This window comes from Priestia sp. AB, assembly GCF_028369225.1.
In the GTDB taxonomy this organism is placed as follows: Bacteria; Bacillota; Bacilli; order Bacillales; family Bacillaceae_H; genus Priestia; species Priestia megaterium.
The window spans coordinates 599,134-613,973 of sequence record NZ_JAQMYN010000001.1; the positions used below are offsets into that span (position 1 = coordinate 599,134).

Sequence of the window (14,840 nt, forward strand, 5' to 3'; positions counted from 1 at the left end):
AGCAGGTTACTCCGCGTGTGAACATGAAATCAACAAATAAGCCTTGGGGGTGTTCCCTCCGGGCTTCTTTTTCTGTAAAATGTAATAGGTTAGGTGCTAGAAAAAGAAGAATAGTTGCCATAGCGTCTTATAACAAACGTTTCACTTTACAAATAGAGAGGACATGGTAGGAATGGATTTACGAGAACTACTAACACATTTACATGATTTTGTTCAGCTTCCTGAACAGAATATTGATATTACGTCAATTGAAATGGATTCAAGAGAAGTTAAGCCCGGAGCATTGTTCATTTGTATAGACGGCTATACAGTTGATGGCCATAGCTTTGCACAGATGGCTGTGGAAAAAGGGGCAGTAGCAATCTTAGCAGAAAAGCCTGTGGATGTAGAAGTGCCTGTTGTACGCGTGAAGAGTACAAAACGAGCAATGGCAGTGCTAGCGGATGCTTTCTACAATCAGCCCACACAAAAAATGCATTTAATTGGTGTAACAGGCACAAATGGAAAAACAACGATTACACATTTAATTGAGCATATCTTTAAATCACAACATAAAAAGACAGGTCTAATTGGAACGATTGAAATTCGTATTGGTGATACGTCTTATGATGTGAAAAACACAACGCCTGAATCGCTGACGCTCCAAAAAACATTTCACCAAATGGTGGAGGAGAATGTAGAAGTAGCGATGATGGAAGTATCATCTCATGCACTTGACTTAGGCCGCGTACACGGGTGCGACTTTGATGTTGCGGTATTTAGTAACTTAACGCAAGATCACCTGGACTATCATCATACAATGGAAGATTATCGTCGTGCGAAAGGGTTGCTATTTGCACAGTTAGGAAACGCTTATAACCATAATCGTCCTAAATTTGCAGTTCTTAATGCTGATGATGCGGCAACCGAGGAATATATTAAAAACACGGCTGCTACAGTGATTACCTATGGTATTGACCGTGAAAGTGATATTCGCGCAACCAATATTCAAATTACAAACAGCGGCACAACGTTCGACTTGACAACACCGACAGAAACGGTTCGTGTAGGGATGAAACTTATTGGGAAATTCAGCGTCTACAACGTATTAGCAGCTACGGCTTCATGTTTAGTATCAGGTATCCCTCTGTCAGTTATTGTCGAGGAAATAAAAGTGTTAGAAGGCGTGTCTGGGCGTTTTGAAGTGGTTGATGCGGAGCAAGATTTTACGGTTATCGTTGATTATGCCCACACGCCGGACAGCTTAGAGAACGTGTTAAAAACTGTAAAAGAATTCGCAAAACGCAATATATATGTTATTGTTGGTTGTGGCGGAGATCGAGATCGTACAAAACGACCAATCATGGCTCGAATTGCAGCTGAATACAGTACACAAGCTATTTTGACATCTGATAATCCACGAAGTGAAGATCCATTGGCTATTTTAAAAGATATGGAAGAAGGTTTGGATACAGATAACTATGTGACGATTGCTGATCGTGCAGAAGCTATTCGCTATGCAGTGGAAACAGCGCATGCAGATGATGTTATTGTCATTGCTGGAAAAGGGCACGAGACCTATCAAATTATTGGTAAAAAAGTATTCGATTTTGACGATCGAGAAGTAGCACGCAAAATGATTGAGGAGCGAAAGTAGTAATGAAATGGGTAGAGAACAAAATGAGTCGGAATGAGTTGGAAGTTAAGGAGGGAACATCGTGCTAGAACAATCAATTTTATTGACAATCGGCGTAGCCTTTTTAATTACGGTTGTATTGTCGCCGATTTTTATTCCCTTCTTAAGAAGATTAAAGTTTGGTCAAAGTATTCGTGATGAAGGCCCGAAATCTCACCAGAAAAAATCAGGTACACCTACAATGGGCGGTATCATGATTTTATTATCTATTATTGTGGCAACTCTTATTATGGTCAATCAGTATGCAGAACTTACATATAAGACGTTTCTATTATTATTTGTCACAATCGGATTTGGTTTATTAGGATTTTTAGATGATTTTATAAAAGTAGTGTTAAAGCGTAACCTTGGATTAACATCTAAACAAAAGTTTTTAGGTCAGGTTGTCATTTCAATTATTTTTTACTTTATTGCAAGACAGTTTGAGTTTTCAACTGAAGTGACGATTCCTGGAATTAAAGACCCAATCGATTTAGGTTGGTTTTATGTTGTTTTCCTCATCATCTGGCTTGTTGGTTTTTCAAACGCGGTTAACTTGACGGATGGATTAGACGGACTTGTATCTGGTACAAGTGCGATTGCTTTTGGTGCATTTGCAGTTCTTGCTTGGAATGCAGAGCAGTTTGAATTATCTATTTTCTCAGTTGCTGTAGTAGGAGCTGTGTTAGGATTTTTAGTTTTTAATGCCCATCCTGCAAAAGTATTTATGGGAGATACGGGTTCTTTAGCGCTAGGAGGAGCTATCGCTACGGTGGCTGTTTTAATGAAAATGGAATTCTTGCTTGTTATTATCGGTGGTGTGTTTGTTATTGAAACACTATCTGTTATTATTCAAGTCGCATCTTTCAAAACAACAGGAAAACGTGTGTTTAAAATGAGCCCGCTTCATCACCATTACGAGCTAAGCGGCTGGTCGGAATGGCGCGTAGTTATGACTTTTTGGGCTGTAGGACTATTATTTGCAATGCTTGGAATTTATATCGAGGTGTGGATTTAAATGAAATCAGTCAATACGTATCAAGGTAAACAAGTACTTATTTTAGGGTTAGCGAAGAGCGGTTTAGCAGCCGCTCAGTTAGTTAAACAGCTTGGTGCTAAAGTAGTGGTTAATGATCAAAAACCGTACGAAGAGAACGTAGCAGCACAGGAATTAGAAAAAACGGGCATTGAAGTTGTGTGTGGACATCATCCGCTTGAGCTTTTAGACAAAGCGGATGTTATTGTAAAAAACCCTGGGATTCCGTATTCAAACGTTCTATTGCAAGAAGCATTAAAGCGAAATATTCCGATTTTAACAGAGGTAGAATTGGCTTATGAAATTAGCGAAGCTCCTTTTATCGGAATTACGGGAAGCAATGGGAAGACAACAACAACAACGCTAATTTATAAAATGTTAGAAGAAGATCAAAAGCAGCCGTTGATTGCTGGAAATATTGGAACAGTAGCTTGTGAAGTGGCGCAAAAAGCAACAAAGGACAATGTAATTGTAACGGAGCTTTCTTCTTTTCAGCTGATGGGAATTGAAAAATTCCGTCCGAAAATCTCTTTATTATTGAATTTATTTGATGCTCACTTAGACTATCATGGCACAAAAGAGGAATATATCAAAGCGAAAGCAAATCTCTTTAACAATCAAACAAGTGAAGACTTTGCCGTTATTAATGCGGATGATGAGCTAGTGATGAAAGCAAGTGCAGATGTTAAAGCGACAAAAGTACCTTTTTCTGTTACAGCTCAAACGACAGAAGGAGCGTATATTAAAAACGAAACCATTTTCTTTAAAGATGAAGAAGTGATGTCTTTAAAAGATGTGGTGCTGCCAGGCAAACATAATCAAGAAAACATTTTAGCAGCTGTATCCGTTGTGAAGCTGTACGGTTGTTCAAATGAAGCTATCTACCGAGTGCTCACAACGTTTGCTGGTGTTAAACACCGCGTTCAATATGTCACGACAATCAACAAACGTAAGTTTTATAATGACTCTAAAGCTACGAATATGCTTGCTACAAAAGTAGCTCTTTCCGCTTTTTCGCAGCCGACGATTTTACTTGCAGGTGGACTCGATCGCGGCAATGAGTTTGATGATTTAAAAGAAGAGTTTAAAAATGTGAAAGCTGTGATTACGTTTGGTGAAACGGCTCCTAAAATTGAACGCGTAGCAAAAGAAGCGGGAATACAAATTGTAAAACGTGTCGATAATGTTAAACAAGCAGTTTCAGAAGCATATGCTTGTTCAGATGAAGAAGATGTTATTTTATTATCTCCTGCTTGTGCAAGCTGGGATCAATTTAAAACTTTTGAAGAACGTGGTGACATCTTTATTGAATCTGTGCATAAACTGAAATAAGGGCTTGTCTAAACACCTAGAAAATACACTAGCCCTAATCTATTTTTAGAGGTGTGTGACAGTGTCGACAAAAAGGTCTACCCCAGATTTTTTTCTCATAATCGTTACGCTTTCCTTGCTAACCATCGGCCTTATCATGGTATACAGCGCAAGTGCGGTATGGGCTACATACAAGTTTAATGATTCTTTTTTCTTTGCTAAACGCCAGCTCTTATTTGCAGGGCTTGGAGTATGCGCGATGTTTGTCATCATGAATATTGATTATTGGATGTGGCGTACGTGGGCGAAGCCAATTGTAATCATTTGCTTTGTTATGCTGGTACTTGTATTGATTCCGGGAGTAGGGCTAGTACGGAATGGGTCGCAAAGTTGGATAGGAGTTGGAGCGTTTTCGATTCAGCCTTCAGAATTTATGAAGTTTGCTATGATTATATTTTTAGCGAAATATTTATCAGAAAACCAGAAGAAGATTACATCTTTTAGAAAAGGCATGTTACCGGCGTTATTACTGGTTTTCTTACCGTTTGGCATTATTATGATGCAGCCGGATTTAGGAACGGGAACGGTGCTTGTTGGAACTTGTTTAGTCATGATTTTTGTTTCAGGAGCAAAAGTAAGTCACTTTGCAGGTCTTGGGTTGCTTGGCGTTGCCGGTTTTGTAGGGCTTGTTTTATCGGCTCCTTATCGGATTAAACGCATCACTTCATTTTTAAATCCTTGGGAAGATCCGCTTGGAAGCGGGTTTCAAATCATTCAATCTCTTTATGCAATTGGGCCGGGGGGATTGCTTGGATTAGGGTTAGGGCAAAGCAGACAAAAGTTCTTTTATTTGCCGGAGCCTCAAACTGATTTTATTTTTGCTATTCTGGCAGAAGAGCTCGGTTTCATCGGCGGAACGCTTGTGCTTCTTTTGTTTAGCTTATTGCTTTGGAGAGGAATTAAAGTAGCGCTCGGAGCTCCTGATCTTTACGGAACGTTTTTAGCCTTAGGAATTATTTCAATGGTTGCGATTCAAGTCATGATTAATATAGGCGTGGTAACAGGTCTTATGCCTGTTACGGGAATTACGCTTCCATTTTTAAGTTACGGCGGATCATCGCTGACGCTCATGCTGGCAGCAGTTGGAGTTTTGTTAAATGTTAGTAGATATTCTCGCTATTAATTGAAAAAAATTGTATAATGTCAAGTAGGCAATGGTCTACTGAAGTAAACCGTCATCTTAAATCCAAGTGCACGCCGGATTTTGTTGGCGGTTTATTTTCGATTTTTTACAGGTAGATGATATTTTTGTATGAAATGTTTTTAAAATGTAATGTTGTGATAACCAATTTTGAGTCCAACTATGGTATGATGTGTAAGGTTAAATGTTTTATCTTAGTGATTAGGTGAACGTATGTGCACTTATGAGCGTAGCGTTTTTTTATGACTGTCAGCATGTGTTTAACTTCTAAATGAAAAACGATAAAAAAACAATCAAAATTACTTTATATAGCAGATGAACGTACATTCTATGGGTGAATGTCATACGATAAATAAAAATGATGAAATTGACAACAGAATAGAGTGCCTTGGTAGAAAAAAGGTATCTTACAAGGTGCTGCTGCTTAGTTATGAATCTGTTCTTATTATTCTTATGCATTAGAAGTAAGGGCGCATTGACATGAAAGTTTTATAACAGCAAAGAGGGTTTTAGGAGGTTCTTATGGAAGCGTTAGTAAAAGAGTTAGTCGAAGCGAATATTGGAAAGGTTCGTGAAAATGAACCGCTAGCAAAACATACAACAATGAAAATTGGTGGTCCAGCAGATGTGCTTGTAGAACCTGATTCTGTTGATCACTTAAAAGTTACAATGGATATTATTAAAAAACACGGCGTGAAATGGAGAGCGATTGGTCGAGGATCTAATCTTCTTGTTTCTGATAAGGGAATTGAAGGTGTGGTCATTAAGCTCGGAGCCGGATTAGATGATTTAACAGTAGATGGAGAGACGGTTACTGTAGGTGGGGGATACCCTAGCATCAAGCTTGCAACAGTTATTACAAAACAAGGTCTGTCTGGGCTGGAGTTTTCAAGTGGAATTCCTGGATCTGTGGGAGGCGCTGTTTATATGAATGCAGGTGCCCATGGTTCTGATATGTCTCATGTAGTCGAAAAAGCGCTTATTTTATTTGAAGATGGCACTCTTGAGTGGCTGACAAATGAAGAGCTTCAATTTTCGTATCGTCATTCAATTCTACAAAAAGACCGTCCTGGAGTATGTGTAGAAGCCGTGCTGCGTTTGAAAAAGGGAACGAAAGATGATATTGTGGCGGTCATGCAGAAAAATAAAGACTATCGCCGCGAAACACAGCCTTGGAATTTCCCTTGTGCAGGCAGTATTTTTAGAAATCCGCTTCCAAATTATGCAGGAGACTTAATTGAAAAGTCCAACTTAAAAGGTTTTTCAGTAGGCGGGGCGCAAATTAGTGAACAGCATGCGAACTTCATTGTCAACACAGGAGATGCAACGGCTTCAGATGTGCTGAATTTAATTGCTCATGTTAAGAAAACAATTAAAGAGAAATTCGATATTGATATTCATACAGAAGTTGAGATTATCGGTCGCTAATTACCCAGCCCGTGGCTGTATGGTTATGCGTGAAAAGGTAGCTTTTATGTGTTTATTCTATGCTATAATGGGGATATTCTCATGAAGCAAAGATTGGAAATAAATAGATGGTAATTCCTCGTTTATTTTCTCAAATGGATAAGGGTGAAAAAAATGGAAAAAGGTAAGTTAATTGTTTTAGAAGATCGGGTACCGAAGCTGCAAGAACAGCGAAAGCAAAAAGCAAATAGACGGCTGATTTTGTATTTATCACTCTTTTTCATCCTTATTTTATTTATTGTATATTCTCAATCTTCTCTGAGTAATGTTTCTAACATTGAAGTACAAGGGAATAAACATGTAAGTGATAAGGATATTGTCAAAGCGAGTGGTCTGTCCAAAAAAACCAGCTACTGGAAAGCTGATGCTGATCAAATTCAAGAAAAAGTCGAAAAAAACCCTGAGGTAAAGGAAGCAGTCATTCACAAAACATTTCCTAATAAGGTCGTAATCGACGTAAAAGAGTACGCAAGAATTGCATATGTAACCTCGGGGAATAAATATTTCCCTGTGAATGAAAATGGGAAAGTTCTAAAAGAAGTAAGTGCTAAGAAAGTGTCATCCGACGCTCCGCTGCTAATTGACTGGAAAGACGGAGACGCTATACAAAGCATGGTTCAAGAATTAGCTAAAACGCCTAAGAGCATAAAAGGGGCTATTTCTGAGATTTACTACGCGCCGACAAAATCAGAACCTCTTCACATCGAGGTGTTTATGAATGATACGCGTGAAGTAAGCGGGAAAATTAGCAACTTCTCTGATAAAATTGTTCATTACCCGGCTATTGCAAGTAAATTGAGTGATGATCAAAAAGGTATTATTGATTTAGAAGAAGGATATGCATTTAAACCTTATAAAAAGAGCAAGCAGTAATTATTTTTTATAAGTGTTAATTAAAGGAAATAGATGAGTTGAGACTGGCAAACTAGCCCTCGTACATTGTATAATCACATGCAAGTATTCTGCATACATATGATTTTCTTCTCCGTTGCTGTGAAATGGAAATGTAATATTTGTTCTAGGTAAGTTTCGCTTTTCTCAGTGTACATCTTAGTGTAGACTTGTAGTTAAATAGCTTTTTTCAGTGAATTTTAGGCTTAAATCTAAAAAAAAGTCAAAACCAGAACGTTTTGTTCTTTGAAAGAGATAAAGTCTGTGAAAAACTTGAAAAAAATTGATTTTACAAAAGGGAAACAGATGTATTTGTGGAATATTTTCATATAATAAAAAATTAATATTGTTGTTCTTCTTAATTTATTAAGATGACATGTGCAGAAAGAAAAAGGAGGTGCCAAAGAATGAACAGCAATGAAATATACGTTAGTTTAGACATCGGTACATCCAGTGTGAAAGTAATCATCGGAGAGATGAGTAACGATTCATTGAATATCATTGGTGTAGGGAATGTTAAATCACACGGACTAAAAAAAGGTTCTATCGTTGATATAGATGCAACAGTTCAATCTATTAGAAAAGCAGTAGAACAAGCTGAACGAATGGTAGGCATTACAATTAAAAAGGTTGTAGTGGGCATAAGCGGAAATCATGTATTTTTACAGGATTGTCACGGAGTAGTAGCCGTGTCAAGCGAGAATCGTGAAATTACAAACGAAGATATTCATCGAGTAATTGATGCTGCTCAAGTCATGTCTATCCCGCCAGATCGTGAAATCATTGATGTTATTCCAAAGCAATTTATTGTAGATGGCTTAGAAGGTATTAATGATCCTAGAGGTATGATTGGGGTACGTTTAGAAATGGAAGGCACAATCATAACGGGATCTAGAACGGTTTTACATAACTTATTACGCTGTGTAGAAAGAGCTGGTTTAGAAATCAGTGATATTTGTTTACAGCCTCTAGCCGCTGGTTCAATTGCATTATCTCGTGATGAAAAAAACTTAGGTGTCGCACTGGTAGATATCGGTGGAGGTTCAACAACGGTTGCGATCTTTGACCAAGGACATTTGAAAGTAACAAATGTACTAGCTGTTGGCGGAGAGCACATTACCAAGGATTTATCGATTGGCCTTCGCACATCGACTGAAGATGCGGAAAATATTAAGATAAAGCATGGACATGCTTTCTACGATCATGCTTCTGAAGAAGAAGTATTTAGTGTACCGATCATTGGAAGCGATCAGCATCAGCAGTTTAATCAGCTCGAAATCTCTGATATTATTGAAGCTAGATTAGAAGAGATTTTAGATATGATTACGCAGGAGGTAAATCGCCTAGGATACAAAGATATTCCAGGAGGATTTGTTTTAACAGGCGGAGTAGTAGCGATGCCTGGTATTCTTGAGCTAGCTCAAGTAATTTTAAAGAATAACGTGCGCATAGCAGTGCCTGATTATATTGGAGTACGTGAGCCGCATTATACAACAGGCGTAGGATTAATAAAATTTGCATACAAAAATGCTAAAATACAAGGCCGGGAAATTGGAGCGCCAGTTGTGGAAGAAGAGCCGATTGAGCAAGAAATGATCAAACCTAGCCCGAAACCACAGCAGCCGCAACAATCAGCTGAGCAGCCGAAAAAGAAAAATGACCAAAATTTAATGAAGAAGTTTTTTGGATACTTCTTTGATTAACGTTACGGATTGGTAATTTCGAAGAATTAGGAGGAACTATCATGTTGGAGTTTGATACAAGTGTAGACCAATTAGCGACGATTAAAGTAATCGGTGTCGGAGGCGGCGGTAACAACGCGGTTAACCGAATGATTGAACATGGCGTCCAAGGTGTAGAATTTATTGCAGTTAATACAGATGCACAGGCATTAAATTTATCAAAAGCTGAAACAAAAATGCAAATCGGCGCTAAATTAACAAGAGGATTAGGTGCAGGTGCTAATCCAGAAGTTGGTAAAAAAGCAGCTGAAGAAAGTAAGGAACAAATCCAAGAAGCACTAAAAGGTGCAGACATGGTTTTCGTAACAGCTGGTATGGGTGGAGGAACTGGAACTGGTGCAGCTCCAGTCATTGCCCAAATTGCTCGTGAGCTCGGAGCACTAACGGTAGGTGTTGTTACTCGTCCGTTTACGTTTGAAGGTCGTAAGCGTTCTACTCAAGCAGCAGGCGGCATTGCGTCAATGAAAGAAGCAGTGGATACGCTGATTGTTATCCCAAATGATCGCTTATTAGAAATCGTTGATAAAAACACGCCAATGCTAGAAGCATTCCGTGAAGCGGATAACGTATTACGACAAGGTGTGCAAGGTATTTCAGATTTAATCGCAGTTCCTGGATTAATTAACTTAGACTTCGCTGACGTGAAAACAATTATGTCTAACAAAGGATCTGCCCTTATGGGTATCGGTATTGCTACTGGTGAAAACCGTGCTGCTGAAGCGGCTAAAAAAGCTATTTCAAGTCCACTTCTTGAAACATCTATCGATGGCGCTCAAGGTGTATTAATGAACATCACAGGCGGTACAAACCTAAGTCTTTACGAAGTACAAGAAGCTGCAGATATCGTTGCTTCGGCTTCTGACCAAGAAGTGAACATGATCTTTGGATCTGTTATTAACGAAAACCTAAAAGACGAGATTGTTGTTACAGTTATTGCAACTGGCTTTAGTGACCAAGATTTATCACAGCCAAAACCAGGTCGTCCTTCGTTATCGGCGAATCGCATGCAGCAATCGACACAGCAGCCGGCTCCACAGCCGAAGCGTGAAGTAAAGCGTGAAGAACCTGTACAGCAAGAATATACGCGTCCATCTCAGCCACAGTCTGAAGATGCGCTAGATATTCCAACATTCTTACGAAACCGTAATCGTAGACGCTAATAAAATAAAAAGCCAAGACCTCTGTTTTATACAGAGGTCTTTTTTTATGCCATGAAGCTAGAAAACTCCAAAAGGATATAAAAAACATTCGACATGGTCAATATGATGCCTTCAAAGGGTTTGTGTTTTCTTTCTAAAAGTGGTGTGACAAATATCGAATGATTTCCTCAAAAATACTGCTTGTTTCTCGGCATGAACTGACAGACTTTCTAATAGGATGTACTATATACTAATTTTTAACAGAAAAATTCAGAAAGAATGGAGAGGTTATAAACATTGCCAATCTATTTAGATTTAATATGGATGCTGAATTTTGGATTAGATACGATTTTACTAATGTTATGTGCAGTTGTACTTAAACGGAATTACAAGTGGTGGAGGCTTTTGCTTGGCGGCTTTATCGGTTCATTGATTGTCCTTCTTATGTTTACGCCTTTTTCTCATCTTATGGTTCACCCTGCTATTAAAATTTTATTCTCTTTTTTTATGGTATTGATGACGTTTGGTTATAAACGACTGCGCTTTTTCTTTGAGAATTTATTAACGTTTTATTTTGCAACTTTTGTTGTTGGTGGAGGATTAATGGGCGTTCACTTTTTATTTCAAGATCAGTTCCTTGTTCTTAATCAAATGGTTGATACGAAATCTCCACAGTTTGGTGATCCTATTAGCTGGATATTTGTTCTTATCGGTTTTCCGCTATTATCTTATTTTTCAAAAGCACGAGTTGATGATTTGCGAATGAAAAATATTACATTTGATCAGCTGGTAGATGTGGAAGTTATTTTAAACGAACAGACGCTGTTGATGAAAGGACTTATTGATAGCGGAAACCAGCTTGTAGATCCGCTGACGAAAACCCCGGTTATGATTGTTACAGCAGATTCTTTAAAGGAAATATTGCCTGAAGGCTTAATGGAATTAAGCAAAAATGTCCAATCCTTTTCACACAGCGAAGATATTGATCAAGAGTGGTATTCAAAAGTCCGCTTTGTCCCTTATCGAAGCGTAGGCCAAGCCAACCAGTTGCTGCTTGCTCTAAAGCCAGATATGGTAAGGCTGGTGCATCAGTCCAACACGATTGAAGTCACTAAAGTATTAGTAGGTATTAGTCATACAACGCTTTCAGTGGAGAAGCAATATGAGTGTATTGTTCATCCGAAGCTTATTGTTATTGGAGAAGTAAGTTCCGCATCGTAAAAGGTGTGAACAAATAAAGGAGGATACAAAATGGCTACATATCGAATTCGATTTCAATTATGGTGGTACAAATTATTAATTAAGCTTAAGCTAAAAACAGATGAAGTGTACTATATAGGAGGAAGTGAAGCTCTTCCACCCCCTTTAACAAAAGATGAAGAAGAAGTGCTCTTAAAAAAACTTCCATCAGGAGATGAAGCAGCACGTTCGCTGTTGATTGAGCGTAATTTGCGACTTGTTGTTTATATTGCCCGCAAGTTTGAAAATACGGGAATCAATATTGAGGATTTAATTAGCATTGGCACCATCGGTTTAATTAAAGCAGTAAACACGTTTAATCCTGAAAAGAAAATTAAGCTAGCGACGTACGCCTCTCGCTGTATTGAAAATGAAATTTTAATGTATTTGCGCCGCAACAACAAAATTCGATCTGAAGTTTCATTTGATGAGCCGTTAAATATTGATTGGGATGGAAACGAACTGCTATTATCTGACGTGATGGGAACCGAAGAAGATATCATCACAAAAGACCTAGAAGCGAATGTGGATCGAAAACTTTTGTTGAAAGCACTGCACCAATTAAATGATCGTGAAAAGCAAATTATGGAGCTGCGCTTTGGGCTAGCCGGCGGAGAAGAAAAAACGCAAAAAGATGTAGCTGATATGCTAGGCATTTCTCAGTCTTATATTTCAAGGCTTGAAAAACGAATTATTAAACGGCTGCGAAAAGAATTTAATAAAATGGTTTAAGTAAAAAAGCTGATTGTATAAGGGCTGAGAAGCATCTTATACAATCAGCTTTTTTAGCGTGGAATTGTCAGAATTGTAAAAGTGCATATTTTTTCCTTCTGAGGAGATACTGAATTCAGAACATCATCTCCTGTTAGGAGGGAAAGAGTTGACAAGAAATAAAGTAGAAATTTGTGGAGTAGATACTTCGAAACTTCCCGTATTAAAAAATGAAGAAATGCGAAAGTTGTTTAAACAAATGCAGGCTGGAGATGGAACAGCAAGAGAAAAGCTAGTAAGCGGAAATTTACGTCTCGTACTCAGCGTGATCCAACGTTTTAACAATCGTGGAGAATTTGTTGATGACTTATTTCAGGTTGGATGTATTGGATTAATGAAATCCATTGACAATTTTGATTTAAGTCAAAACGTGAAGTTTTCTACATATGCTGTCCCAATGATTATAGGGGAAATTCGCCGCTATTTACGTGACAATAATCCAATCCGTGTTTCTCGTTCCCTTCGTGATATTGCTTATAAAGCTCTTCAAGTTCGTGAAAGGCTTATGAGTGAAACATCCAAGGAACCTACAGCTGAGGAAATTTCAAAAGTCCTAGAAGTGCCGCATGAAGAAATTGTGTTTGCTTTAGATGCTATCCAAGATCCGGTTTCTCTATTTGAACCTATTTACAATGATGGTGGAGACCCAATCTATGTCATGGATCAGCTAAGCGATGAACGCAACCGTGATTCAACTTGGATTGAAGAAATTGCTTTGCAAGAAGGTATGAGAAGATTGAACGAGCGAGAAAAACTAATTTTACGAAAGCGCTTTTTTCAAGGTAAAACACAGATGGAAGTTGCTGAAGAAATTGGTATTTCTCAAGCGCAGGTTTCTCGTTTAGAAAAAGCTGCTATTAAACAGATGAATAAAAATATTCAAAGTTAACAAAAGCTATCTAAACTGGCAGCTGCTCGCGTTCATACAATTAATACCATTCACTTTATTTGATGTTCAACTTAATAAGCATCGTGTCTATAAAAACAGACACGGTGCTTATTTTGTATATATCAATGTATAATACATGACCAAAAGATATTCATATCCGGTTTCCTATTGCTGTGAGGACTTCTAGCTACTCGTTGAGAATGTCTTTTGATGAAAAAATGTGTAATTAGCGGACAAAATGCCTATAGAACGAGAATGGCAGAGAAAAAATAAGCTTTTCCTTCATGAAATGAAAATTTGAAAATATATATAGGCTAAGGAATAAAGTTGGCTATAGGAGGAGAGAGCATGTTAAAGATTTCAGAATTCCAGCTGAAAGATGTAGTGAATGTAGCTGATGGCAAAAAACTTGGAAATGTAGGGGATATTGATATTGACTTAACAACGGGAAAAATACAGGCCGTCATTATCGGAGGCTCTCGTGTATTGGGCTTCTTTGGAAAAGATGATGAAATTGTGATTCCGTGGAAAAATATTGTGAAAATTGGTTCTGATGTCATTTTAGTACGTTATAAAGACGCATTTCAGCCTGAAGAGAATTAGTTTTTTGTCAACAGCACCTAGCAATCTGTGGTACAATATGTGAGAACAAATGAAACAAGGGATGTGTCACATACATGAATCCTGAGCCATTAAAAAAAAGCCATCACGAGTCGTTTATGTGGCTGAGCCCTTGGGTAGAAAAGAATGATATGCTTGTTGCTGGTTTTACCACAAAAAATGGTGGCGTGAGTAAACCTCCATTTGCTTCTTTTAACCTAGGGCTTCACGTAAACGATAACGTAGAAGATGTTATTACAAATAGAAAAATTTTAGCAGCCGAACTAGACAGGTCTTTTGAAAGCTTTGTATGTGCTGAACAAGTACATGAAGCAACTGTTCAAAAAGTAACAAAAGCCGACTGTGCAAAAGGACTCTACAAGTATGAAGAGGGCATAAAAGCAACGGATGGCATTTATACAAATGAATCTGATATTTTGTTAGCCTTATGTTATGCAGATTGTGTTCCGCTGTACTTCTATGCGCCTGATCACCATTTAGTAGGTCTAGCTCATGCTGGGTGGAAAGGAACAGTGAAAGATATTGCAGGAAATATGATTCGACGTTGGGTAGAGCAAGAAAATGTTCCGGTTGAAGATATTTACGTGGCGATTGGCCCTTCGATTGAAGATTGCTGTTATGTTGTCGATAACCGCGTCATTACACAAGTAAACGAAGTAGTTGGCCAAAATGGATATCAAGAAGTAAGTCCTGGACAATACGCGCTTAATTTAAAAAAAGTCAATAAGCTGCTGATTCAAAACGCAGGCGTATTGCCGGAACAAATTTTAACATCGTCGTATTGTACAAGCTGTGAAGATGACCTGTTCTTCTCACATCGCCGCGACCAAGGGAAAACAGGACGCATGTTTAACTTCATAGGCTTTAAGGAGGAGTAAT

The 14,840-nt window shown here is 38.2% G+C and carries 13 protein-coding genes; all 13 read left to right on the forward strand.

The genetic code is table 11. The features are described 5' to 3' along the window. Positions 1 to 172: 172 nt before the first annotated feature. The 13 genes from POF52_RS03120 (at position 173) to pgeF (ending at position 14,839) form a co-directional block, all read left to right on the forward strand. Positions 173 to 1,636 carry a UDP-N-acetylmuramoyl-L-alanyl-D-glutamate--2,6-diaminopimelate ligase gene (locus POF52_RS03120; RefSeq protein ID WP_016765446.1) on the forward strand — a complete coding sequence of 488 codons (1,464 nt, stop codon included), beginning with the start codon at positions 173 to 175 and terminating at the stop codon, positions 1,634 to 1,636. Between the two features lie 61 nt (positions 1,637 to 1,697). Next, positions 1,698 to 2,672, forward strand: a complete 975-nt coding sequence (mraY, locus tag POF52_RS03125) for a phospho-N-acetylmuramoyl-pentapeptide-transferase (protein WP_013058961.1) — start codon at positions 1,698 to 1,700, stop codon at positions 2,670 to 2,672. After that, entirely contained in the window at positions 2,673 to 4,022 is a 1,350-nt protein-coding gene (gene murD, locus POF52_RS03130) for a UDP-N-acetylmuramoyl-L-alanine--D-glutamate ligase (RefSeq protein ID WP_013058960.1), read from the forward strand. Between the two features lie 61 nt (positions 4,023 to 4,083). Then, on the forward strand, positions 4,084 to 5,184 hold the full coding sequence (gene spoVE / locus POF52_RS03135) for a stage V sporulation protein E (RefSeq protein WP_013058959.1): 1,101 nt from the start codon (positions 4,084 to 4,086) through the stop codon (positions 5,182 to 5,184). Positions 5,185 to 5,724: 540 nt separating this feature from the next. Further along, positions 5,725 to 6,630: a UDP-N-acetylmuramate dehydrogenase gene (gene murB / locus POF52_RS03140; RefSeq protein ID WP_013058958.1), complete on the forward strand. Its 906-nt coding sequence runs from the start codon at positions 5,725 to 5,727 to the stop codon at positions 6,628 to 6,630. A gap of 153 nt (positions 6,631 to 6,783) precedes the next feature. Continuing rightward, positions 6,784 to 7,542 (forward strand): cell division protein FtsQ/DivIB, encoded by a 759-nt coding sequence (locus POF52_RS03145; RefSeq protein WP_016765445.1) that lies wholly within the window; start codon positions 6,784 to 6,786, stop codon positions 7,540 to 7,542. Between the two features lie 425 nt (positions 7,543 to 7,967). Continuing rightward, positions 7,968 to 9,263: a cell division protein FtsA gene (gene ftsA, locus POF52_RS03150; RefSeq protein ID WP_013058956.1), complete on the forward strand. Its 1,296-nt coding sequence runs from the start codon at positions 7,968 to 7,970 to the stop codon at positions 9,261 to 9,263. Between the two features lie 41 nt (positions 9,264 to 9,304). Continuing rightward, positions 9,305 to 10,462, forward strand: coding sequence for a cell division protein FtsZ (ftsZ, locus tag POF52_RS03155; RefSeq protein ID WP_013058955.1), 1,158 nt, complete (start codon positions 9,305 to 9,307; stop codon positions 10,460 to 10,462). A gap of 276 nt (positions 10,463 to 10,738) precedes the next feature. After that, entirely contained in the window at positions 10,739 to 11,662 is a 924-nt protein-coding gene (gene spoIIGA / locus POF52_RS03160; RefSeq protein ID WP_176583397.1) for a sigma-E processing peptidase SpoIIGA, read from the forward strand. Between the two features lie 30 nt (positions 11,663 to 11,692). Continuing rightward, positions 11,693 to 12,412, forward strand: a complete 720-nt coding sequence (gene sigE, locus POF52_RS03165) for an RNA polymerase sporulation sigma factor SigE (protein ID WP_013058953.1) — start codon at positions 11,693 to 11,695, stop codon at positions 12,410 to 12,412. 148 nt (positions 12,413 to 12,560) lie between these two features. Continuing rightward, positions 12,561 to 13,340 (forward strand): RNA polymerase sporulation sigma factor SigG, encoded by a 780-nt coding sequence (gene sigG / locus POF52_RS03170; RefSeq protein ID WP_013058952.1) that lies wholly within the window; start codon positions 12,561 to 12,563, stop codon positions 13,338 to 13,340. Positions 13,341 to 13,688: 348 nt separating this feature from the next. Next, positions 13,689 to 13,943 carry a YlmC/YmxH family sporulation protein gene (locus POF52_RS03175; RefSeq protein ID WP_013058951.1) on the forward strand — a complete coding sequence of 85 codons (255 nt, stop codon included), beginning with the start codon at positions 13,689 to 13,691 and terminating at the stop codon, positions 13,941 to 13,943. A 74-nt stretch (positions 13,944 to 14,017) separates the two neighbouring features. Next, complete coding sequence (gene pgeF / locus POF52_RS03180) at positions 14,018 to 14,839, forward strand: peptidoglycan editing factor PgeF (protein WP_271989688.1); 822 nt, start codon at positions 14,018 to 14,020, stop codon at positions 14,837 to 14,839. The last annotated feature ends 1 nt before the right edge of the window (position 14,840 follow it).

Bases quoted from the DNA above. Each gene is read 5' to 3' on its own strand.
- POF52_RS03175 (WP_013058951.1), top strand. From the start codon at position 13,689: ATGTTAAAGATTTCAGAATTCCAGCTGAAAGATGTAGTGAATGTAGCT.
- ftsA (WP_013058956.1), top strand. From the start codon at position 7,968: ATGAACAGCAATGAAATATACGTTAGTTTAGACATCGGTACATCCAGT.
- sigE (WP_013058953.1), top strand. From the start codon at position 11,693: ATGGCTACATATCGAATTCGATTTCAATTATGGTGGTACAAATTATTA.
- POF52_RS03145 (WP_016765445.1), top strand. From the start codon at position 6,784: ATGGAAAAAGGTAAGTTAATTGTTTTAGAAGATCGGGTACCGAAGCTG.
- murD (WP_013058960.1), top strand. From the start codon at position 2,673: ATGAAATCAGTCAATACGTATCAAGGTAAACAAGTACTTATTTTAGGG.
- pgeF (WP_271989688.1), top strand. From the start codon at position 14,018: ATGAATCCTGAGCCATTAAAAAAAAGCCATCACGAGTCGTTTATGTGG.
- POF52_RS03120 (WP_016765446.1), top strand. From the start codon at position 173: ATGGATTTACGAGAACTACTAACACATTTACATGATTTTGTTCAGCTT.
- ftsZ (WP_013058955.1), top strand. From the start codon at position 9,305: ATGTTGGAGTTTGATACAAGTGTAGACCAATTAGCGACGATTAAAGTA.
- murB (WP_013058958.1), top strand. From the start codon at position 5,725: ATGGAAGCGTTAGTAAAAGAGTTAGTCGAAGCGAATATTGGAAAGGTT.